We start from the raw sequence: 20,426 nt of genomic DNA, 5'->3' as shown, positions 1-20,426 counted from the left end.
GCCGTCGGGCTGTGACGCGCGGGGGGGGTGGCGGCGGTCTGCGGCCTGTCGACGTCGGCCTCGCCCTTGCGGCACGCGCGCGGGGTGGCGCCTTTGCGGTGCCCCGCGCGCGGGTGGCGTGGATGATCGGGCGGTGCCGGGGTACCTACGAGAGGTGTCCCAGGTCGTTCCAGCTCTCGATCGCCGGCTCCCCGTAGGCCCAGCCCAGCACCGACAGAGAGGTCGGGTTCAGCCGTATCCGGGCCGCGAAGTCCAGCGGCAGCCCGAGCCAGCGGGCCCCTATGGAGCGAAGGATGTGCCCGTGGGCGAAGACCAGGACGTCCCGGTCGGCCTCGCGCGCCCAGGCGACGACGTCGTCCGCGCGCGCGGTCACCTCGGCGAGGCTCTCCCCCTCGGGCACGCCGTCGCGCCAGATGAGCCACCCGGGGCGGACGGCCTGGATCTCGGCGGGCGTGAGGCCCTCGTACGCGCCGTAGTCCCACTCCATGAGCGTGTCCCACTCGCGCGCGCGGTCCCCGAACCCGGCGATGTCGCACGTCTCGCGCGCGCGGGCCAGCGGGCTCGTGCGGATCTCGGCCCCGGCGAGAGCGTCGTACGGCGTCCTGTGGAGCCGTTCACCGAGCAGCTTGGCGCCTCGGCGGCCCTCCTCCAGGAGGGGGACGTCGGTCCTGCCGGTGTGCTTCCCGGACAGCGACCAGGCGGTCTGCCCGTGCCGGGCCAACAGGATGCGCGGTGCCATGAGGGACCTTTCCGGGAGAAAAACAGAGGCGGAACTTCTCCATCATCGCGCACCGTGGATCAGGGCAACCCGGCGGGCGATCTCGACGTCTTCACTGGCCGAGGGCGCCCGGTCCGGGCGCGCACATACGCCGTAAAGTGACACGTCCGCACGGCATGGCCGCCACGAATCGGAAGGGGAGGCGATCGGATGCCGAAGACCAAGACACCGGGCACCCAGGAGGCCCCTCCGGGGCGGCTGCGCTGGTGGACGGAGCTGCCGCTGATCCTGCTGGTGTACGCCTGCTACTCGGGCGGCCGCCTCCTCGCGCGCGGGGACGTCTCGACGGCCGTGGACCACGGCCTGACGATCCTCAGGATCGAGAAGGCGCTGCACCTCAACGCGGAGCACCCGCTGAACCGGCTGTTCACGCGCGAGGCGTGGATCGGCGTCCCGGCGGACTTCTGGTACGCGTCGCTGCACTACGTGGTGACCCCGGTGATCCTGGTCTGGCTCTTCCGCTCGCGCGCGGTGCGCTACCGGGCGGCGCGCACGTGGCTGATGACGTCCACGTTCATCGGCCTGATCGGCTTCACGCTGCTGCCGACCTGCCCGCCCCGGCTGCTGGACGCGGGGCACGGCTTCGTGGACACGATGGCGCAGTACAGCTCGTACGGCTGGTGGGGCGGCGAGGCGAGCGCCCCACGAGGGCTCGGCGGCATGACGAACCAGTACGCGGCGATGCCGAGCCTGCACGTGGGCTGGGCGCTGTGGTGCGGGGTCATGCTGTGGCGGTTCGGCGGGTCTCGGTGGACGAAGGCGGCCGGCGTGGCCTACCCGCTGATCACGACGATCGTGGTCATGGGCACGGCCAACCACTACTTCCTCGACGCGGTCGCGGGGGCCGCCGTGATGGGCGTCGGGCTGCTGCTGACGCCGTTCGTGACGCGCGGCGCCAACCGCCTCAAGTCCCGTTTCCTGCCGGTCGGGACGCGTGTCGCACCGGCCTCGCAGGCACCACGGACCCCGATTGTCAGTGCTGGATGCCAGACTTCGACGGGTGAGCACTTCTCCCGGCCCCGCGACTCCCGAGCCGAGCCGAGTGCCTCCCCCGCGGACGCGGGGGACGGCGCTCCGGCACCAGCTCGCTGAGCTGCGCGGACCCGATGTCCCGGCCAAGGCGCTGGACGCCCGAGCCCTCGCGGCGCTCGCCGCGAACCCCGGGTGCGGGCGGCGCGCGCTCCTGGACGGCGCGGGGGTGGACAAGACGGCGCTGGCGAGCGCGCTGGGTTCGCCCGCGGTCTTCGGCCAGTCCCAGTTCGCGCTGACGCGCGGGAACGCGTTCGAGGCGAAGGTCAAGGCCGACGGCGGCGCGGAACTCCTGCGCCTGGCGCACGCGGCGCTGGACGCGTCCGCCGAGCCGCCCGTCTCGGCGGCCGTCCCGGACCTGACGGCCGCGGGCCCCGAGGGGCGTACGGCGCGGACGGCGCTGGCGCTGCGGGAGGCGTACACCGCGCGGGGAACGCCAGGAACCTGGACGCTGCTGGACCACCCGATGCTCGCGCTGGACGTCGCCGGTTCGCCGGCCTTCCTGGAGCCGGACGCGGTGGTCGTGCACCCGGACGGGACGTGGACGGTCGTCGAGATCAAGTCGTTCCCGATGCTGGACGGTTCGGCGGACCCGGCGAAGGTGGGCGCGGCGGCCCGGCAGGCGGCGGTGTACGTACTGGCGCTGGAGCAGGTCGCCGCACACCTGCCGGTGCCCCCGCGCGTGCGCCACAGCATCCTGCTGGTCTGCCCGAGGAACTTCTCCAACCTCCCGACGGCGTCCGCGGTCGACGTCCGCAAGCAGCGCGCGGTGACGGCCCGCCAACTGGCCCGCCTCACGCGCATCGAGGAGATCGCCGCCGGCCTCCCCGAGGGCACCTGCTTCGCCCCGGGCCTGCCCGCCGAGCAGCTCACGGCGGCCGTCGAGTCGGTCCCCGCGACGTACTCGCCGGAGTGCCTCGCCACCTGCGAGCTCGCCTTCCACTGCCGGGCCCGCTCCCGCGAGGCGGGCGCCGTCACGACGCTGGGCCGGTCGATCCGGGCGGAGCTGGGCGGGCTGAGCCGGGTGGAGGACGTCCTGGCCGCCGCGCGCGGCGAGGAGGGCGACCCCGGGGATCCCGCCGTGGCCGCCCGGCGCCGGGCGGCGGAGCTGCGCGCCGAGGCGCTGGCGGGAGCGGTCGCCGGCGACCCGGTGAACCTCCCTCGCGAGGTGACCCCATGTCCCTGATCTCCACCCTCGCGCGCCTGGAGGCCGACTCCACGGGCCGCGCGCAGCCGACGGCGACCGTCCGGCACCGGCACCTGTCCGACCGCCCCATGGTGCTGGTCCCGTTGATCACGGGCGGCGAGGCGGGGGCGCCGCTCGGCGCGCTGGTGGGGACGGACCGCGACGCCCCGCACCTGCTCGCCGTACCGCAGCCGCGCAACCCGGAGCTGCGGTTCGCGTTCCTGACGCGGCTCGCCGACGTCGTCCTGCCGTACATCGACGGGTACGGCGACCTGGTGGAGGCAGCCGAGCGGAACGAGACCGACCCGGAGACCGGCAAGCGCGTCAAGGTCGAGGTCGAGCTGTGCGCGGACGCGCCGCAGCTGATCGTGCCGAGCCGGGGCGGCGTGGACCTGCTGCGGCTGCTGGGGCGGTCGATGCGGTTCCGGCGTACGGCGGAGCAGGATCCCGAGGCGCCCTATCCGGCGCCCCCGTACGTGCCGTTGCTGGGGCGCTGGCTGACGCACTACGCGGAGCGCGCGCGGGTGCCGGGGTCGTCGCTGCTGCTGGCGCTGACGGACGTCCTGGCGCTGCACTGGGCGACGGGGCAGTCCTCGCTGGAGGACCAGCACCTGGGGTCGCTGCTGGCGTGGATCGACCCCCCGGAGGGCGGCTCCGGCGCGCGGGAGGCGCTGCGGGTGGAGCTGGCGCGCGACGCGGACGGCCAGTTGGCGCACCCCCCGGCGGGGCCCGCGACCGACCCGGCGTTCGACAACAAGCTGCTGGCGCCGGCGATCGAGCGCTACGACCGCGCGCGGACGGCGTTCGTCGTCGCCGAGGACGGCGTGGAGGCCGACGACCGGCTCGGCGCGCTGGCCGTCGCCGAGGAGCGGGTCCGGGAGCTGGTGCTGAGCCGGACCCTGCCGACCTGGGAGCGCGTGTGGCGGGGCCTGGACCTGCTGCGGGAGCTGCCGCCGGGGGCGCACGTCGAGGAGCGGTGGACGCGCGACCGCTGGTCGTTCACCGGCCACCGCGACCGCGTGCGCGCGGGCGAGCCGCCGCAGCCGCGCCGGGACGACGCGGTGACGGCCGCGAACAAGCTGGCCACCCGCGAACGCGAGCAGGCCCGCCTGGACGCGCAGGAGGCGCTGGACGACCCGCTGGTGATGGCCGGCCGGCGGCTGTCCGGGGAGGCGTTCGCCGGGGAGGTCGTGGACGTCGAGATGGCGTACAGCGAGGGCCGCTCCCCGCGCCCGCGCCCGCTGGTGACCGTCCGCACCGACGACCGTCCGTATCTGGGCGAGCGCGCGAAGGTGTACCGCTCCCTCGCGGGCAAGCCCCAGTCCGCCGAGTTCGTCGGCGCCGAGGCGGACGGCGTCCTGACGCTGCGCCTGCTCGACAGGATGGGCCGCGGCAAGGAGCCCGACCAGGGCTCCGTGCCCGAGAAGGGCGACCGCCTCTGCTGGACCACGTTCGAGCACGAGCAGCGCGGCGGAGCCAAGCTTCCCGACCCCGAGGACACGCCGTGGACCCACGGCGGCCCGCCGGGCGAGCCGGTGCTCGAAGCGGCCGACCCGGTGACCGAGGAGGACGTCCTGTGACCACCGTCTTCGACCCCGGTACGGCCGCCGCCCAGGCCACCGACGCGATCCTGCGCGACACCCTGCACGGCACCGCGCGCGGGGTCGTCGTCGACTCGCCCCCGGGCGCCGGGAAGTCCACGCTCGTCGTGCGCGCGGCGCTCGAACTCGCGGACGCCGGCCGCCCCTTGATGGTCGTCGCGCAGACGAACGCGCAGGTGGACGACCTGGTCCTGCGGCTCGCGGAGAAGGCGCCGGAGCTGCCGGTGGGCCGGCTGCACAGCAGTGACACGGACGCGTACGACAAGGCGCTGGACGAGCTGCCGTACGTACGGACGTCGGCGAAGGCGGCGGACCTCGCGGGGCTGCCGGTGGTGATCTCGACGGCCGCGAAGTGGGCGCACGTGAAGGTCGACGAGCCGTGGCGGCACGCGATCGTGGACGAGGCGTACCAGATGCGCTCGGACGGGCTGCTGGCCGTCGCCGGGCTGTTCGAGCGGGCGCTGTTCGTGGGCGACCCGGGCCAGTTGGACCCGTTCGCGATCGTCGGCAGCGAGCAGTGGGCGGGGCTGTCGTACGACCCGTCCGCATCGGCCGTGACGACCCTGCTGGCGCACAACCCGGGGCTCCCCCAGCACCGCCTGCCGGTGTCCTGGCGGCTCCCGGCGTCGGCCGCGCCGCTGGTGTCGGACGCGTTCTACCCGTACACGCCGTTCCGCAGCGGCACCGCGCACGCGGACCGGCGCCTGACGTTCGCCGTGCCGTCCGACGGCTCGGGCCCCGACCGGGTCATCGACGAGGCCGCGGAGTCCGGCTGGGGCCTGCTGGAGCTGCCCGCGCGCCACACCCCGCGCACCGACCCGGAGGCCGTCCGCGCGGTCGCCACGGTCGTACGGCGCCTGCTGGACCGGGGCGGCGCGGCGACGTCCGAGCGCTCGCCGGACCCGGCGCCCGTGACGGCCGCGCGGATCGCCGTCGGGACGGCCCACCGCGACCAGGCGGCGGCCGTCCGCGCGGCCCTCGCGGACCTGGGCGTGAGCGACGTCACGGTGGACACCGCGAACCGCCTCCAGGGCATGGAGTTCGACGTCACGGTCATCCTCCACCCGCTCTCCGGCCGCCCCGACGCGACGGCCTTCCACCTGGAGACGGGCCGCCTGTGCGTACTGACGTCCCGTCACCGGCACGCGTGCGTGGTGGTGTGCCGGGAGGGCGTGAGCGACCTGCTGGACGACTACCCGTCCACGGAGCCGGTGCAGTTGGGGACGCTGGTGAAGTTCCCTGATGGCTGGGAGGCGAACCACGCGGTGCTGGGGCATCTCGCGGAGCACCGGGTGCGCTGGCGGCCATGACCGGCACGCCGTCTCCCGCCCGTCCCGCGGCGAGCACCACGCCGCCCAACTGCCGGACGGAGTCCGGCACGCCGCCGGAGGCGGCCATGGGAAACAGCCCTGATGGCTGGGAGGCGAACCACGCGGTGCTGGGGCATCTCGCGGAGCACCGGGTGCGCTGGAAACCCTGACCGCACGCGCGCGGGAACACCCGTCGCTTCTCGCGCGTTGGTTCTCGGGGTCATCGTCCGAGTGCCTCTTGCGGAGGCGGGGGACAATGGAGGGTGGTCCGGAATCGCACCGTACGAGGAGGAGAAGACATGGCGGAGCCCACGCCGCGTCGGAACGAACCGCGGCGACGCCCCGCGCCCCTGCTCTTCGAGCCCGCGGCGGCGGCCGGGGACCCGGAGCACTTCTTCGACCTGGAGTCGATCGACGACCCCGCCGCGCTGTTCGCGCGCGCGAGCGAGCTGGCACAGGCGTTCCGGGCCGCTGCGGACCGGGCGTCGGAGTTCCAGGCCATGGCCGCGGCACAGCTCGCCGATCCCCGGCGGTTCGACCGGCTGACGCCGGCGGACATCGCGGAGCGGGCGGAGTGGACCGAGGACTACGCGCGCAAGGTCGTGGAGTTCGGGCGGGACCTGCTGCGCGGGGAGGGCGAGAGCGCCGGGGAGAGCCACAGCCGGGTGGAGCCCATCTGAGCGGGCCGCTACGTCGGTACGGCATCGAGCCGTCGGTACGGCATCGTCCCGGCGTACCCCGCAGCTCCAGCCGTCCGGCATATGCCAGGCGCGCAAGATACCCCCTGTCCCGCCGCCGCGTCCCGGTTTCCCGCAACTCTCCGAGATCTCCCGCTCACCCCCGGTAGATCTTTTCTCCATGAGCGGCTCTTGGGACGAAGACGACGGGATCGGCGGGGTCACCCCGGACGGCGCGGCGTGGCTGGCCTCGGCGGGGGCGCACCCGCGCAGCCTGCTGTCCTTCTGGGAGGAGCGGCCGGACGCGCCGGTCGTACTGTCGTGCGGCGCGGTGTTCGACGTCGTGAGCACGGCGGCGGTGTTCGGCAGACGGATGCTGGACCGCCTGTGGGGCGAGGGGGAGGGCACGGGCCCGGTGGCGGTCTTCCGTGGCCGGATGCTGCTGTTCGCGGCCCCGGGGACGGCCCAGCGCCTGCCGTCGCTGCTGTCCTGGGAGGAGTGGGGCGGCGACAGCAGCCGTACGGCATGCCTGCCGCCGCTGCTGTGCCACGGTCCCGGGGACGCGATCACCGTCCCGCCGGTCGCCGGGGAGGCCACCGCGGCGGCCCGCTGGCTGGTCGCGCCGGACACGCGGCACCCCTGGCTGCCGGGGGCGGAGATCCTGCTGTGGGCGGCGGTGCGGGCCGCGCGGGCGGCCGTACGGTTATCGATTTCGCCGCTTCCCGATCAGGGTGCTAAGGTCTACGACGTCAGCAGGCGCCGCTAGCTCAGTTGGTTAGAGCAGCTGACTCTTAATCAGCGGGTCCGGGGTTCGAGTCCCTGGCGGCGCACTTGACGGAAAGGCCCCTCGCGGAAGCGGGGGGCCTTTCGCGTGCCTTCTTGTCCGATTCGCACCCCCTACTTGAGGGGTAGTGCGGGACTACCGTGGCGTGATCCGCACCGTCCACGCCCCGGAAGCCGTACGACCCTCCACCTCAAGTCGTACCGCCCGCTCCCCCGGCAGGGCCGGCACGGTGAAGCTCTCGCCCGTCCCGACCGGCGCGTCGGCGAGCGGCGGGTACACGGAGCGCTCCCAGCACGCCTCGCTGCGCGGGTGCGCGTCGACGACCTCGACGGGGCCGCGCCCGGAGTCCGCCGTACTGCGCACCCGGTAGACGAGCACCCCGGTGCGGCAGGCGGCCGTGTCGTCGCCGACGGGGCCGCGCGCCTCGAAGGCGAGCGCGCTGCCCGCGCCGGTGCGCACCACCGCGAGCTTCGTCCCGTTGCCGAGCCCGAAGGCCGGGGAGCCGGAGGCGCGGGTGATGGGTACGCCGGGGCCGGCGCCCAGCGGTTCCAGGGTGAGGCGGGTCGTCCCGACGTCCCGGACGCAGACCACCTGGCGGGGCTGGAGCCAGCCCAGCTTCCACTTGTGCCAGCCGAACAGGTCCGGCGCCAGCCCGAACTGGCTGCCCATCAGGTCCCAGTCGCCGACGTAGGTGTCCCAGTCGCCCTTGCCGTCGGCGGGCCGGTGGTACAGGTCGGGGAGGTCGAAGACGTGCCCGGTCTCGTGCGCGAGGACCAGCCGGTCCGGGGGGTGCTGCTCGAAGACGGTGACGACCCTCCGGATGTCGACGCCGTCGGCCCTGAGAGGGACGTCGAGGTTGACTACTTTCGTCGCGTCGGAGTCGACGCCGGGCGCGTCGGGGTCGGCGACGAAGTAGACGACGTCGTACCGGGAGAAGTCGGTGCGCGGGTCGGCGGCGGCGAGCGCGTCGCGCAGGTAGGCGGCGCGGTGCTCGGCGTTCCAGTCGCGCTGTATGGCGTACGCGGTGGACGGCTTCGGCATGCGGATCCACCGCTTGAGGGGGTGGGCGCGCAGCGCGAAGCGGCCGTAGGAGGCGCGGCGGAAGAAGTCGGAGGTGGCCGGGAAGTGGTCGGCGGCGAGTTCGGCGGGGGTGGTGAGCGGGCGGCTGTCGGGGAAGGACAGGAAGACCATCACCGCGTCGAGGGAGCGGGCCGGGCGCGGATAGGCGGCGTTCCAGGTGTCGAGGCCCTCGGAGTGGTGGGCGGTGGTGCGGGTGAGGGCGCAGGGGGCGGTGGAGAAGGGTTCGGCCACCGAGGGGGCGCCCGCGAGGGAGGTCGCGGCGAGCGCGCAGAGCGTGGTGCACACGGCCGCCGATTTGCGCAGTCGGGGGCGCGGGAGCGGACGCGGCACGAGGACCTCCGGAGGCGGGCGGTTCTGGGGACACCTCCACCCACCCTGTACGGATTTGTCATACCGCGCCCTGTTTGCCTGCCCCGGAAGAGTGAGCGGTATGACATACCGAGGGACCCTCGACACCCCGGAACACTCACGGAACGTCACATGTGGTCGCAGGTCCGCAGAACCGGTCCCGCTGCGGGCAGAAACGATCTGTCAGAAGAGTGGGTAGGTCATGGACACTTGGCAGTGGCTGCGGTGGTCCGGGCCCAGCCTCTATGATCGGCACACTTTCCTGACACTTTCCTGCGCGGACAGAGATCGAGTGCACTGCGGGAGCGAGCGGTGAGCGGAACGTCCGAAGGGCCGACGCCCGCGGCAGACCTCGACCGGTCCGCCGTTACAGAGAGTGACACTTTGGCATCGGATGGTGCCCGAGGGCTGAACGGCGCCCTCGGCCCGTCCGCCTATCAGGCGGTCTTCGCCGCGTCCCCCTCGGCCATGGCCGTCGTGGGGCGCGACGGGCTGATCGTCTCCGTCAACGCGGCCCTCGGGGAGATCCTCGGGGCCGACCCCGGCGGGCTGGTCGGGCGGGTCGCCGCCGACCTCCTCGACCTCGCGTCCGACGCGCGCACCTGGCACGCGTACCGCGAGGTGCTCTGCGGTCGGCAGGCCGAACTCCGGTGCGCCCGGCGGCTCAAGCAGCCCGACGGGCGGGCCGTGTGGGCGCGGGTCACCGTGTCGCCCCTCGGCGGCGACACGCCCGGGGTGCTGCTGTCGGTCGCCGACATCAGCGCGCGGCGCGAACTCCAGGCGCGGCTGCGCCATCTCCAGATGCACGATCCGGTGACCCGGCTCCCCAACAGGGCTCTGTTCTTCGAGCGGTTGTCGGCCGCACTGGAGCCCGACGCCTACGAACGGGGCGGCACCGGGCGGATCGGGCTGTGCTACCTCGACCTCGACGGCTTCAAGGCCGTCAACGACACACTCGGGCACCGGGTCGGCGACCGGCTGCTCGCCGCCGTCGCCGACCGGCTCAACTCCTGCGCGGAGGAGGCGGGTCGGGCCAGAGCGGCGGCTCCGCTCGTCGCGCGGCTCGGCGGGGACGAGTTCGCGCTCCTCGTCGCGGACTCCACGGGCACCGACCAGCTCGCGGAGTTGGCCGAGGCCGTCCTCAAGTCCCTTCAGGCGCCCTTCGATCTGGACGGGCAGCGGCTCAACGTCACCGCGTCCATCGGGGTCGTGGAGCGGCACGCGGCGGGGACGACGGCAACGGGCCTCGTCCAGGCGGCCGATACGACGCTGTACTGGGCCAAGGTCGACGGGAAGTCCCGGTGGACGCTGTTCGATCCCGAGCGCAACGCGCATCTGATGACCCGTCAAGCCCTCGCCTCCACCCTCCGGCCCGCCATCGAGCGGGGTGAATTCGTGCTGGAGTACCAGCCGTTGGTCGGCATGTCCGACGGACGGCTGCGTGGCGTCGAGGCGTTGGTGCGCTGGGACCATCCGCGGTTCGGCCTGTTGCCGCCGAATCGGTTCGTCGGGCTCGCCGAGGAGGACGGGTCCATCGTGCCGCTCGGGCGGTGGGTGCTCGCCAGCGCCTGCCGGCAGGCCCGGCGCTGGCAGCTCGACCGTCCCGACGAGACGCCCCTGTTCGTCAGCGTCAACGTCGCCGTCCGGCAGGTGTGGGACTCCGACCTCGTCGCGGACGTCGCGGAGATCCTCGCGGAGACCGAACTCGCGCCGGGGCTCCTCCAGTTGGAGCTGACCGAGTCCGCGGTCATGGGGTCCGCCGGGCGTCCCCTCCAGGCCCTCCAGGCGCTCAGCGACATGGGCGTCCGCATCGCCATCGACGACTTCGGGACGGGGTACTCCAACCTCGCCTACCTGAGCCGTCTGCCGGTGTCCGTGCTGAAGCTGGACGGCTCCTTCGTCCGCGGCTTCCAGTACGACGGCTCCGGGGCGCCGCCCAACCCCGCCGACGAGGTCGTCGTCGAGGCCATGATCGACCTCGCCCACCGGCTGGGGCTGACGGTCACCGCCGAATGCGTCGAAACGGCTTCCCAGGCAGCGCGGTTGAGGCGGATCGGGTGCGATACGGGGCAGGGGTGGCTGTACTCCCGGCCGGTGTCGGCGGAACGGATCGCGGAGCTGCACGGGGGTGGGGCGGAGGGGCCGGGGACGAATGGGGAGGTACGGGGGAGGGCTGTGCGGCCGTAGGGGTGGGGAGTTGGGGCGGCCGAGCGAGAGGGGGCAGTGCGGGGAGTTGAGCGGGATGGGTGGCCGGCGTCGGGCGGTCGGGGAGGAAGGCCGACCGGCGTGGGGGTGAGGAATCGGCGTCCGTCTGGTGAAAGGGGGTGGTCGGCGCGGGAGTTGGGGGCTCGGGGTGGTGTCGGTGGGTCGGTGCGGGGGCGGGTCGACGTGCGGGGCTGGGGTTGAGTGGTTGGTGTCGGGCGGGTCGGGAAGAGGGCTGGTCGGTGCGGGAGTTGAGGTGGGGGCGGTGTCGGCCGATCAGGGAAGAGGGTTGGTTGGCGCGGGAGTTGAGGTGAGGGTCGGTGTCGGCCGGCCAGGGAGGAGGGGTAGTCGAGGCGGGCAAGGGGGGCCGGTTCCGGGCTGACAGGGAAGGAAGGGACGCCGCGCGGGCGTCGAGGGTGGAGCTGGTGTCCGCGGGTCGGGGCGGGTGGCTCGTGAGCCGGTCGGTGAAAGGGGCTTGCCTGAGCGGGAGTTGTGCGTGGGCGTGGTCGATGTGGGCGGGCGGGTTCGAGGGGGCGTCGGTGTACGGGTGGGGCGTCGGTGTTCCCTGCCGGTCGGTGGACTTCGGGAGTTATTCGGCCAACCATCCGTGTACGCCCCGCCTCACGCCGCCCGCCTCTCACAACTCACGTTGCTCATCGCGGGGTTGCCGGGCCCTCGCCGCATCACGCTCCGCGATCGGTGCCGCGAACCCAGGGCTCCCGCTCTGCGCCGCCGACCACGTACGCCTCGTACGGCACCGGGTTCCCGCGGACACCTCTCGTCAACTCGCGCCGGGGGCCTTTCCGTTGGCGAACCGCCGGGCACGGCTTCACGCGCACGGCACCGTCTCACGCGCGGCACGCCACTCCCGTACGGCGAGAGCAGCTCTGGCTTCGGGGGATGCCGCTGCACGCAACCCGCCTCGCCGCCAGAGCCTCACCGGCGACGTCCGGGACGGCACGCCTCGCCCCACACCGACCCTGCCTCGCCAGGCACTTCGTCCAGCTACGCACGGCGCGGCGCCTCACGCCTCGTACCGGCCCGGCATCGGCAACACAACGCCGAACGCGACTCCACCCTCGCCCTCCACGCCGTCAACTCACCGGCTCCTGGCTCCCGGCCAGAGGCTCGCCCAGCGGCACGCAACGCAGCGCCGCCCCTCCCCCACACCGGCAACGCAGTTCCGAACGCAACTCCCCCCGGACAACGCGACGCCGAGCGATCACCCCGCCCGGCGCCGCCGACGCCTCTCCCCCGGACCCCGGTGAGCCCGCCCCCTTCACGCCGTAGGCAACCCGTACGCGTCCGCGATCAACTCGTACGACCGCACCCGCAGTTCACCCCGATGCGCATGGCTCGTCAGCATCAACTCGTCCGCTCCCGTGCGCTTCTGGAGGTCGTCGAGGCCGGTGCGGACCTCCTCGGCATGGCCGTGGATGATGTTGGCGTTCCAGGAGTTGATGAAGTCGGCTTCCATGTCGGTGAGTTGGTGGGCCTCGGCCTCCTCGGGGGAGGGGAAGAGCCCGGGGCGGCCGGTGCGGAGGCGGACCATGTTGAGGCCGGCGGCGAGGAGTTGGCGCCGGGCCTCGGCCTCGTCGTCGGCGGCGAGGACGGAGACGCCGATGAGGGCGTAGGGCGCGTCGAGGACCGCGGAGGGTTTGAAGGACTCGCGGTAGAGGTCGAGCGCGGGGACGGTGTTCTGCGCGGAGAAGTGGTGCGCGAACGCGAAGGGCAGGCCGAGGATCCCGGCGAGCCGGGCGCTGAAGCCGGAGGACCCGAGGAGCCAGACGGGCGGCCGGTGGGGGGACTGGACGCCGCCGGGCGCGCTGCCCTGGACGGGCCCGGGGATGGCGTGGATCCGGGAGTAGGGGTGCCCGTCGGGAAAGTCGTCGTCGAGGAAGCGCGTCAACTCGGCGAGCTGCTCGGGGAAGTCGTCCGCGCCTTCGTGGAGCCGGTCGGTGCGGCGCAGCGCCGCCGCGGTGGCCCCGTCCGTGCCGGGCGCGCGCCCGAGCCCGAGGTCGACGCGGTTGGGCGCGAGCGCCTCCAGTGTCCCGAACTGTTCGGCGATGACGAGGGGCGCGTGGTTGGGGAGCATGACGCCGCCGGAGCCGAGGCGGATGCGCTCGGTGTGGGCGGCGAGGTGGGCGAGGATCACGGCGGGCGAGGACGAGGCGACGCCCGGCATGGAGTGGTGCTCGGCGACCCAGTACCGGTGGAACCCGCGCCGCTCGGTGTACTTCGCCAGCTCCACGCTGGTGCGCAGCGCGTCGCTCGCCGTCCGCCCGCTGCCGACGGTCACCAGGTCCAGTACGGAGAGGGGTACGGGCGCCTCGCCCTGAACCGTGCCGCGGATCTCGTCCACCGTTTGCCTCCTGCGTCGCGTCGTCGGCTGCCTTCCCGGCGATAACAGGAGACTGTCCCCGCTTATTCCCGGTTCCGCCCTCCCACTCCCCCTGAGGTACTACCCGGGTACTACCTCAGCCCCGTCCGCCCGAGGACGCGACGAGCCCCTCACCCCCGTACACCGACTCGTACAGCACGAGGTGGACCTCGTGGCCCGCACGTATGACGTCCCCCTGCCGGCACGCCCGTTTCCGCACCGCCGGGTCGGTGACGACGGCGGGACCGAGCCCGGCGTCGATCAGCCGGTATCCGGTGCGGCCGGCCGCGCGGTCGCGCACGCGCCGTATCTCCAGGATGGGCCGCACCGAACGCGTACGGCGCGCGCCCGGTCGCGGCCGACCCACAGCGAGCCGAGCGCGATGACCGCCGCCGCGACGGCCATGACCGTCTCAGCCCGCGAACCGGCCCCCCGCTCAGACCTGCACGACCGGCTCCCGTGTGAACAGGGTGCCCAGCTCGGGCGCGTTGACGCGCCGGTCCGTCAGCCGCAGCGCCTCCCAGGCGGTGACCTGGTGGGCCGTGAGAACGGGCTTGCCCAACTGCCGTTCCAACGCGGCCAGTCGGGACACCGTGCGGGCGGACGTGTCCGGCAGGACCAGCGCCTGCGCGTCCTCGTGCGCGGCGGGGTGCACGGACGCGGCCAGGTCCTCGCCGAGCGGCGCCGTACAGATCACGCTCACCCCGCCCGCCCGCAGGAACGCCGTGAAGGCGGCGTCCTCGTGCGCGGTGACCACGGCGACCCGGGTCACCCCGAGTTCGCGGGCCGCGTGCACGAACCCGAACGCGGTGGACGACGCCGGCAGCCCCGCCGTCCGCGCCAACACCCTGACCTGCCCGTTCGCCCCCTCCCAGCCGGCGGCCACGGCCCCGGTCGTGCTCGCCCACACGACGGAGTCGGCCCCGGCGAGCCGCAGTTCCCCGGTGCGCGCGGCGAGCCGGTCGGGCGGGTCCCCGGCGGGGTCGGCGCGGATCAGGTCGATCCGGACGTCGCTGCCGAGGAGCTGTTCGAGGCGCGGGTAGTCGTCCTCGGCGTCTTCGCCCGGGACGAGCAGTCCGAGTGCGGTCATGGCGGGGTCCTTCCTCGTGGCGGCGGCTTCCGCGGCTTCTCTGCGGCACACCGGCACCGGTACTACCCGTGTAGTACCCGAGTACGACCCCTGCGGGTCACCCGTCCCGTTCCGGCTGCCTCCCTCCGCCGGGTACCCCGTACGGCGCCGACCCCCGCACCGCATCCCCCGCAGCCATCCGTACGGCCCTGTTGACGCCACCCGGCGGCGGTGCCAGCGTGTTCCCACCCACCGGCACGAGCCAGGTCACGAGGTGCCATGCCCGCCCCCACCCTCCTGGTCCTCGACGCCGACCCCCTCCCCCGGCTGGGCCGTCTGACGGGCCGGGCCACGATCGTGCACACCGGCGCGGACGGCCTCGCCGCACGCCTCCCGGAGGCGGACGTCCTGCTGGTATGGGACACCGCTGCCTCCCTGGTACGGGACGCCTGGTCCGGAGCGGGTGCGCGGCCGGGGTGGGTGCATGTCGCCGGGGTGCCCGTGGACCGGGTTTTGGGCCCCGCGCTCACCGCGTCGGACACGGTCGTGACGAACGCGCGGGGGGTCTTCGAGGACGCGGTCGCGGAGTACGTCGTGGCGCTGGTGCTGGCGATGGCGAAGGGGCTGCCGGGGGCATGGGAGGCGCAGCGGGCGCGGGAGTGGCGGCACCGGGAAGTACTACGGGTAGGGGGTACCCGGGCGGTAGTGGTGGGGGCGGGTCCGGTGGGCCGTACCGTGGCGCGGGCGCTGAAGGCGGTCGGGGTGGGGGTGGCGCTGGTGGGGCGGGTGGCGCGGACCGGCATCCATGGTCCCGGTGACCTGGACCGGCTGCTGGCGCGGGCCGAGTGGGTCGTCGCGGCGGCGCCGCTGACGGAGGCGACGTACGGCATGTTCGACGCGCGCCGGTTCGGGGTGATGCTGCCGTCGGCGCGGTTCGTGAACGTGGCCCGGGGCGAGCTGGTGGACGAGGCGGCGCTGGCCGAGGCGCTGCGCCGGCGGTGGATCGCGGGTGCGGCGCTGGACGTGTTCGCGCGGGAGCCGCTCGGCCCGGGGAGCCCGCTGTGGGATGTGCCGGATCTGCTCGTGACGCCGCGGGCGAGCGGTGCCTTCGTGGGGCAGCACGACCGGCTGGCCGCGCAGTTCGTGGAGCTGTGGGAGCGTTGGGAGGCGGGGAGACGGCTGGTGAACGTGGTGGACAAGGCCCGCGGATACGTCCCCGGCCACTGACACCCGCCGCCGATGCCGTAGATATTTCCGCCCGGCGGGTGCGGCGCGGCCGGTCAACGGGTGGGCGTGTCCACGCCAAGCATGCAGGTCCAGGCTCCGGTTCATGTCAAAGGCATATGCCATCCGAACGTTGCCGCACGTGAGAGGCCCTACGATTACCCCACGTTCTCGTCAACACCCCCTCCGTATCCGGCGGTTGGCGGCTATCGTGGAGGAGATCCGCTACCCGGATCACGGCCTGAAAGCGACCGCAGGGGGAAAACCGTGGCGCTGAAGCACGAGCCGACCACGCCGTACCACTCCGCGCGGGAGGCGCTCTGGGTCCTGGAGACCATCGCCAGGCACTCCGACGGCGTCACCGACACCGCGCTGGCCCGCCGCACCGGCCTCGGCGGCCGCAGACTGACCCCGCTGCTGCGGATGCTCCGCCGCGAGGGGTACGTCGAAAGGACCACCGACGGTGCGTATGTGACGGGCGCCGTCCTCACCCGCCTCGGTTCCGCGCAGGACCGGGAGAGCGCCCTGCGCGAGAAGCTCCAGCAGACCCTGGACCGGCTGCGGGACTCGGTCGGCGCGGCGGTCTACATCAGCCGGTACGTCGACGGTGAGATAAAGGTCGACCAGTACGCCGACGGACCTACCACTCCCGTGGTGCACGAGTGGGTGGACTTCCGGTACTCCGCGCACGCGACCGCGATCGGCAAGAGCCTGCTGGGGCAGCTCGACCGCGACGGGCGCCGGGACCACCTCTCCCGCCACAAGATGGCCCGCCTCACCTCGCGCACGATCACCAGCGACAAGCTGCTGCTGTCCCGGCTGGAGGCCCAGCCCCCGAGTAGTCCGGTACTAGACCTCCAGGAGTACGCGGTGGGCACGGTCTGTGCGGCCGTCCCGATCACCGACGGATCCTCCGTGGGGTGCCTCGCGCTCTCCCTGCCGGTCGCGGACGCGCACCGGCTGAGGCAGGCGGCGGACCGGCTGCACCGGCACGCGGCGCCGCTGCTGCTGTCACTGGCGATCTGAGGGTGGTCGGGAGCACCCCTCCGGACCAGGTAGTATTTTCTCTGTCGCCGGGAAAAGCAGGACAAACCCGGCGAGAGTCGCGCCGCTAGCTCAGTTGGTTAGAGCAGCTGACTCTTAATCAGCGGGTCCGGGGTTCGAGTCCCTGGCGGCGCACGTTCGGAAAGCCCTCCACTGCGGTGGAGGGCTTCTCTGTTGCCAGCAACCTGAATTCGCCGCCTGACCGCTCCCACACCGGATCCCCGCACCCCACTCCCTCCCTCCGCAGCCGCGCCCGCTGGATCTTGTTCGTCGCCGTCACCGGCATCCGCTCCAGGACCCGCACGAACCGGGGCGCCATCTTCGTCCCCAGATCGGGCTGGGCGCGCAGGAACGCCGCGAACGACTCCGGCTCGAACCTCCCGGCGAGCGCCGCCATGACCTGGTCCCCGGTCACCGGATCGGGCACCGCGTACACGGCGACGGCGTCGGCACCGTCGTACCGCGCGAGGATCGCCTCGATCAGCGCCGCCGCCAGGTTCTCCCCGTCCACCCGGATCCGGTCGTCGCCGCGGCCGGCGAAATAGAGGTAGCCGCTCGCGTCGCGGTAGAAGAGGTCGCCCGTCCAGTACGCCCCGCCCCGCCGGCGCTCGGCCTCGGCGGCGGGGTTGCGCCAGTACCCCTCGAAGGGGTTGGGGCCGTGGTTGACCAACTCCCCTATCGCCTCGGTGCCGTTGAGGAGTTCCCCGGCCAACCCGAAGACGGCGGGCGGGCATTCGGCGTGCGTCTCCGGGTCCCGTACGACGAGCCCGGGCACCGCGGGACCGATCGCCCCGGTCGGCGTCCCGGGCGCCCACTGGATCGCCGCCCCGCCCTCGCTGGAGCCGTACCCCTCCAACAGCCGTGTCCCGAACCGCCGTTGGAACGCCGCCGCGTCGACGGCGCCCGCCTCGGTGCCGAAGCCGAGCCGCAGCCGGTGGTCGCGGTCCTCGCCGGGGCGGGGCGGCGTGGCCAGGACGTACTGGATGGCCCGGCCGACGTAGGTGAAGTACGTGGCCCGGTAACGGCGTACGTCGTCGAGGAAGCCGGAGGCGGAGAAGCGGGCGCGCAGGGCGAGGCCCGCGTGGGCGGCGAGGGCGGGGGCCCAGCCGGCGATGACGGCGTTGCCGTGGAACATCGGCATGCACAGGTAGTGGACGTCGTCCTCCTCGACGGCGAACTGCTCGGCGAGGCGGCGGCCGGCCGCGGTGAGGCGCCCTTGGGTGCAGATCGCCGCCTTGGGGGCGCCGGTCGAGCCCGAGGTGAAGTAGAGGAGGAAGCGGTCGGTGGGCTCGGCGGCGCTTCGATGGAGGGCGGTCGCCGCGAACTGCCCCAGGAGAGCGGCGTATTCGTCCGTCCCGGCGGTCAGGATGCGGACGCCCGGGAGGTCCAGGCCGCGCAGGAGCGGGAGTTGGGCCGGTTCCGTGATCAGGAGGGCGCAGTCGGTGTGGAGGATGTCGCGGGCGAGATCGGGGCCGCGGTGGGTGGGGTTGATGCCGGCGACGGCGGCCCGCGCGAGGGCTGCGGCCGAGAGCCAGTGGACGAACTCCGGTGTGTTGTCGAGGAGTACGCCGATGTGCGGGGGCGCGTCCGGCGGGAGGAGGGCGGTGAGCAGGGCCGCGCGGGTGGAGGCTTCGCGGGCGAGGTCGTGGTGGGTGAGGACGGTGTCCCGCCACCACAGGGCCGGGCGGTGGTCGGCCCAGCCCCGGGCGACGAGTTCGGCGGCCGTGGTGGCGTGCTCCGTGGACTCCATGGCGGAGCACGGTAGTTGACGCACCGTCAGATGAGGATGGTCACGGCGTGGGGAAGTCGGTCGGGAAGTCGGCGGGGAGGTCGTCCGTGCCGCTGCCGAAGACTCCGTCGGCCAGGTCGAAGAAGGTGTGCACGCCGATCATGAAGGCGACGCAGAACGCCGCGAACACCCCGAGGAAGACGAGCAGGACGCCGGACTCCGCCATGAGCCGGCCCCGCATGGGCGGCCGCGCGGTCGCCCGCTCCGGGTGCTCGGGGACGTAGTGGACGGTGACGAAGTCGCCCTCGATGACGGTCCCCGGGCCGTTCTCCTCCTCGAAACGGACGGGGCGGCCGTCGCGGGTCGTGAACTCGTAGACGTGGTGCAGGGTCGTACGGGTGTGGTGGTGCTCGCCGGCCGAACCGCTGGTCGTGGTGTACGTGCGCAGGCAGCGGGCCTCGGCGGTGAGGCCACTGTTCCAGGCGGCGGCGAGGCGCCGGGAGCGGTGGATCACGACGGCGGCCATGGCGAGGGCGCCGGCGAGCATGAGCGACGGGACGAGGTAGAAGATGACGTCCATGGCGGTTCCCCCGGGTGTGCTGGTCGGTGCACGGGCGTGCTGGTCGGTGCACGTGCCGGGAACGTACCCCTGAGGTACGACGTGGCGCCTCAGGGGAAGCTCAGAGTTCCGGCTGTACCGCAGAGCTACCTCTCCGGAGCCGCCTCCAGGGCTCCCCCAGAAGTAGTCACCCTCCGGTCTCCCCCCGCCCCGCGCAGAACGCCACGGTGAGGTCCTTCACCAGCGCCTTGCGCTCGTAGTCGTCCAGTTCGACCAGGCCGCGCATGGTGAGCCGGGTGACCGTGTCCTCCACCGAGTCGACGACCGACGTGAGGACCGAGGCCCGGTGCTGCGCGTCGAGCGCGGCGATCCGGCGGCGGTGCATGGCGGCGGCGACCTCGGGGGCGTACTCGACGCGGACCGGCTGAACGGAGTACACCTCAAGGCCGATGGCCCCGGCGTCCGCCACGACCAGCCGGGTCAGCGCGTCCCCGGCGGTCTCGACCGGCCCGCGCCCCGCGCCCGGCATCTCCACCGGCACCCTCGCGAGCGCCGCCTCGACGCATTCGCGCAGGTAGGTCTCGTGGTCCTCGACCCCGAGCGTGGCCCGCGCGGTGTCGCGCACCCGCCACACCACGAGGACGACGGCCCGCAGCGCGACCCCGCTGCCGTCGGCGGCCGGCATCGGCTCGCTGCGCCAGTGCCGCAGCCGTACGTCGACCCGGCGGCGCAGCAGCAGGGGGTTCACCCACATCAGCCCCGTACGCCGTACGGTCCCCCGGTACCGGCCGAACAGCCCGAGCACCCACGCCCGTCCGGTCCGGCCCCGGGCGAGTCCGCCGAACCCGAACAGGCCGAGCGCCCCGGCCCCGGCGTACGCGGCCCACTGCGCGAGGCCGAGTCCCGTCCCCGCGTACACCGGAAGGTGGAGTGCCTGGGCCGCGAGGTGCGGAAGGACGCCGGCCCACCAGGAGGTCGCGACACAGCCGGCGGCGCCGCAGGCACCGGCGAGGACACCGACGGTCCCGGGCAGGACGCGGGCCGGGCGTTCCACCAGGGCGGGGTCGACCTGGGCGGCCGGGCGGGGGGTGCCCTGGCCGGGGCGTCTGAAGCGGGGGGTGGGGGGTTGTAGTCCTTGGGTACTACGGGGACCGCCGCCCGGGGTGCGGCCGGGCCGTACCTGGTCCACCGCTACCTGAGGACCAGGCCCGGGGTCGTCCCGGAAGAGGAGGTGTACGGGGATCTCGGTGGTGGCCTCGTTCTGGATCAGCCGGGTGGGACGGGGAGCCCCCTCGGGCGTCCCGTCCGGCCGTTCCTCGGCCGACCCTCCGGAGCCCGGTGTCGGTGAAGTGGTCGTCCTGCTCATGTCTGCCTCCAGCCTCCGCGCCAGATGCGTCACGTCCGTCCGGTTGGCGCGTCGTCCGCG

The 20,426-nt window shown here is 73.6% G+C and carries 18 protein-coding genes and 2 tRNA genes; 12 read left to right on the top strand and 8 right to left on the bottom strand.

Annotated elements, in window-relative coordinates; translation table 11 throughout:
* Nucleotides 1–145: 145 nt before the first annotated feature.
* Nucleotides 146–739, bottom strand: coding sequence for a histidine phosphatase family protein (locus tag ACLZOT_RS44570; RefSeq protein WP_416974970.1), 594 nt, complete (start codon nt 737–739; stop codon nt 146–148).
* 189 nt (nt 740–928) lie between these two features.
* On the opposite strand from ACLZOT_RS44570, the gene ACLZOT_RS44565 reads away from it, so the two are divergent.
* The 8 genes from ACLZOT_RS44565 (at nt 929) to ACLZOT_RS44530 (ending at nt 7,411) form a co-directional block, all read left to right on the top strand.
* Entirely contained in the window at nt 929–1,870 is a 942-nt protein-coding gene (locus ACLZOT_RS44565; RefSeq protein WP_416974969.1) for a phosphatase PAP2 family protein, read from the top strand.
* On the top strand, nt 1,821–2,993 hold the full coding sequence (locus ACLZOT_RS44560; RefSeq protein WP_416974993.1) for a hypothetical protein: 1,173 nt from the start codon (nt 1,821–1,823) through the stop codon (nt 2,991–2,993). The genes ACLZOT_RS44565 and ACLZOT_RS44560 overlap by 50 nt, the downstream gene beginning before the upstream one ends.
* Nucleotides 2,984–4,573, top strand: coding sequence for a hypothetical protein (locus ACLZOT_RS44555; RefSeq protein WP_416974968.1), 1,590 nt, complete (start codon nt 2,984–2,986; stop codon nt 4,571–4,573). Before ACLZOT_RS44560 ends, ACLZOT_RS44555 begins: the two co-directional genes overlap by 10 nt.
* A complete protein-coding gene (locus tag ACLZOT_RS44550) occupies nt 4,570–5,904 on the top strand; it encodes an AAA domain-containing protein (RefSeq protein ID WP_416974967.1) in 1,335 nt (444 codons plus the stop codon). The genes ACLZOT_RS44555 and ACLZOT_RS44550 overlap by 4 nt, the downstream gene beginning before the upstream one ends.
* A complete protein-coding gene (locus ACLZOT_RS44545) occupies nt 5,901–6,074 on the top strand; it encodes a hypothetical protein (protein WP_416974966.1) in 174 nt (57 codons plus the stop codon). The genes ACLZOT_RS44550 and ACLZOT_RS44545 overlap by 4 nt, the downstream gene beginning before the upstream one ends.
* Before the next feature lie 129 nt (nt 6,075–6,203).
* A complete protein-coding gene (locus ACLZOT_RS44540) occupies nt 6,204–6,584 on the top strand; it encodes a hypothetical protein (protein ID WP_416974965.1) in 381 nt (126 codons plus the stop codon).
* A gap of 178 nt (nt 6,585–6,762) precedes the next feature.
* Nucleotides 6,763–7,347 (top strand): bifunctional DNA primase/polymerase, encoded by a 585-nt coding sequence (locus ACLZOT_RS44535; RefSeq protein WP_416974964.1) that lies wholly within the window; start codon nt 6,763–6,765, stop codon nt 7,345–7,347.
* Nucleotides 7,338–7,411, top strand: a tRNA-Lys gene (locus tag ACLZOT_RS44530). Before ACLZOT_RS44535 ends, ACLZOT_RS44530 begins: the two co-directional genes overlap by 10 nt.
* A gap of 89 nt (nt 7,412–7,500) precedes the next feature.
* Here the strand turns inward: ACLZOT_RS44530 and ACLZOT_RS44525 are convergent.
* A complete protein-coding gene (locus ACLZOT_RS44525) occupies nt 7,501–8,775 on the bottom strand; it encodes a M6 family metalloprotease domain-containing protein (protein ID WP_416974963.1) in 1,275 nt (424 codons plus the stop codon).
* Nucleotides 8,776–9,105: 330 nt separating this feature from the next.
* Between ACLZOT_RS44525 and ACLZOT_RS44520 the strand changes: the two genes are divergently transcribed.
* Nucleotides 9,106–10,980 carry a putative bifunctional diguanylate cyclase/phosphodiesterase gene (locus ACLZOT_RS44520; protein WP_416974962.1) on the top strand — a complete coding sequence of 625 codons (1,875 nt, stop codon included), beginning with the start codon at nt 9,106–9,108 and terminating at the stop codon, nt 10,978–10,980.
* Nucleotides 10,981–12,274: 1,294 nt separating this feature from the next.
* On the opposite strand, the gene ACLZOT_RS44515 is transcribed toward ACLZOT_RS44520, so the two are convergent.
* From ACLZOT_RS44515 to ACLZOT_RS44505, 3 genes are all read right to left on the bottom strand, one after another.
* On the bottom strand, nt 12,275–13,357 hold the full coding sequence (locus ACLZOT_RS44515) for an LLM class flavin-dependent oxidoreductase (RefSeq protein ID WP_416974961.1): 1,083 nt from the start codon (nt 13,355–13,357) through the stop codon (nt 12,275–12,277).
* Nucleotides 13,358–13,472: 115 nt separating this feature from the next.
* On the bottom strand, nt 13,473–13,676 hold the full coding sequence (locus ACLZOT_RS44510; RefSeq protein WP_416974960.1) for a hypothetical protein: 204 nt from the start codon (nt 13,674–13,676) through the stop codon (nt 13,473–13,475).
* 135 nt (nt 13,677–13,811) lie between these two features.
* On the bottom strand, nt 13,812–14,465 hold the full coding sequence (locus ACLZOT_RS44505; protein ID WP_416974959.1) for a decarboxylase: 654 nt from the start codon (nt 14,463–14,465) through the stop codon (nt 13,812–13,814).
* A 258-nt stretch (nt 14,466–14,723) separates the two neighbouring features.
* Between ACLZOT_RS44505 and ACLZOT_RS44500 the strand changes: the two genes are divergently transcribed.
* The 3 genes from ACLZOT_RS44500 to ACLZOT_RS44490 all read left to right on the top strand — a co-directional run bounded on the left by ACLZOT_RS44500 (nt 14,724) and on the right by ACLZOT_RS44490 (nt 16,847).
* Nucleotides 14,724–15,671, top strand: a complete 948-nt coding sequence (locus tag ACLZOT_RS44500) for a D-2-hydroxyacid dehydrogenase (protein ID WP_416974958.1) — start codon at nt 14,724–14,726, stop codon at nt 15,669–15,671.
* Between the two features lie 264 nt (nt 15,672–15,935).
* Nucleotides 15,936–16,694: an IclR family transcriptional regulator gene (locus tag ACLZOT_RS44495; protein ID WP_416974957.1), complete on the top strand. Its 759-nt coding sequence runs from the start codon at nt 15,936–15,938 to the stop codon at nt 16,692–16,694.
* Nucleotides 16,695–16,773: 79 nt separating this feature from the next.
* Nucleotides 16,774–16,847 (top strand) — tRNA-Lys (locus ACLZOT_RS44490).
* Here ACLZOT_RS44490 and ACLZOT_RS44485 read toward each other — a convergent pair.
* From ACLZOT_RS44485 to ACLZOT_RS44475, 3 genes are all read right to left on the bottom strand, one after another.
* Nucleotides 16,813–18,462 (bottom strand): AMP-binding protein, encoded by a 1,650-nt coding sequence (locus ACLZOT_RS44485; RefSeq protein WP_416974956.1) that lies wholly within the window; start codon nt 18,460–18,462, stop codon nt 16,813–16,815. The genes ACLZOT_RS44490 and ACLZOT_RS44485 overlap by 35 nt on opposite strands.
* A gap of 40 nt (nt 18,463–18,502) precedes the next feature.
* Complete coding sequence (locus tag ACLZOT_RS44480; RefSeq protein WP_416974955.1) at nt 18,503–19,021, bottom strand: DUF3592 domain-containing protein; 519 nt, start codon at nt 19,019–19,021, stop codon at nt 18,503–18,505.
* Between the two features lie 166 nt (nt 19,022–19,187).
* Nucleotides 19,188–20,366, bottom strand: coding sequence for an SPFH domain-containing protein (locus ACLZOT_RS44475; protein WP_416974954.1), 1,179 nt, complete (start codon nt 20,364–20,366; stop codon nt 19,188–19,190).
* Nucleotides 20,367–20,426: the final 60 nt, after the last annotated feature.

It is taken from the genome of Streptomyces sp. 4F14 (assembly GCF_048159485.1).
Taxonomy (GTDB): Bacteria; Actinomycetota; Actinomycetes; order Streptomycetales; family Streptomycetaceae; genus Streptomyces.
This window is presented reverse-complemented; position numbering and strand designations above follow the sequence as displayed.

Coding starts and splice junctions, on each gene's coding strand:
- ACLZOT_RS44485 (WP_416974956.1), bottom strand. CDS start 18,462: ATGGAGTCCACGGAGCACGCCACCACGGCCGCCGAACTCGTCGCCCGG.
- ACLZOT_RS44565 (WP_416974969.1), top strand. CDS start 929: ATGCCGAAGACCAAGACACCGGGCACCCAGGAGGCCCCTCCGGGGCGG.
- ACLZOT_RS44555 (WP_416974968.1), top strand. CDS start 2,984: ATGTCCCTGATCTCCACCCTCGCGCGCCTGGAGGCCGACTCCACGGGC.
- ACLZOT_RS44570 (WP_416974970.1), bottom strand. CDS start 739: ATGGCACCGCGCATCCTGTTGGCCCGGCACGGGCAGACCGCCTGGTCG.
- ACLZOT_RS44500 (WP_416974958.1), top strand. CDS start 14,724: ATGCCCGCCCCCACCCTCCTGGTCCTCGACGCCGACCCCCTCCCCCGG.
- ACLZOT_RS44545 (WP_416974966.1), top strand. CDS start 5,901: ATGACCGGCACGCCGTCTCCCGCCCGTCCCGCGGCGAGCACCACGCCG.
- ACLZOT_RS44535 (WP_416974964.1), top strand. CDS start 6,763: ATGAGCGGCTCTTGGGACGAAGACGACGGGATCGGCGGGGTCACCCCG.
- ACLZOT_RS44480 (WP_416974955.1), bottom strand. CDS start 19,021: ATGGACGTCATCTTCTACCTCGTCCCGTCGCTCATGCTCGCCGGCGCC.
- ACLZOT_RS44505 (WP_416974959.1), bottom strand. CDS start 14,465: ATGACCGCACTCGGACTGCTCGTCCCGGGCGAAGACGCCGAGGACGAC.
- ACLZOT_RS44475 (WP_416974954.1), bottom strand. CDS start 20,366: ATGAGCAGGACGACCACTTCACCGACACCGGGCTCCGGAGGGTCGGCC.
- ACLZOT_RS44540 (WP_416974965.1), top strand. CDS start 6,204: ATGGCGGAGCCCACGCCGCGTCGGAACGAACCGCGGCGACGCCCCGCG.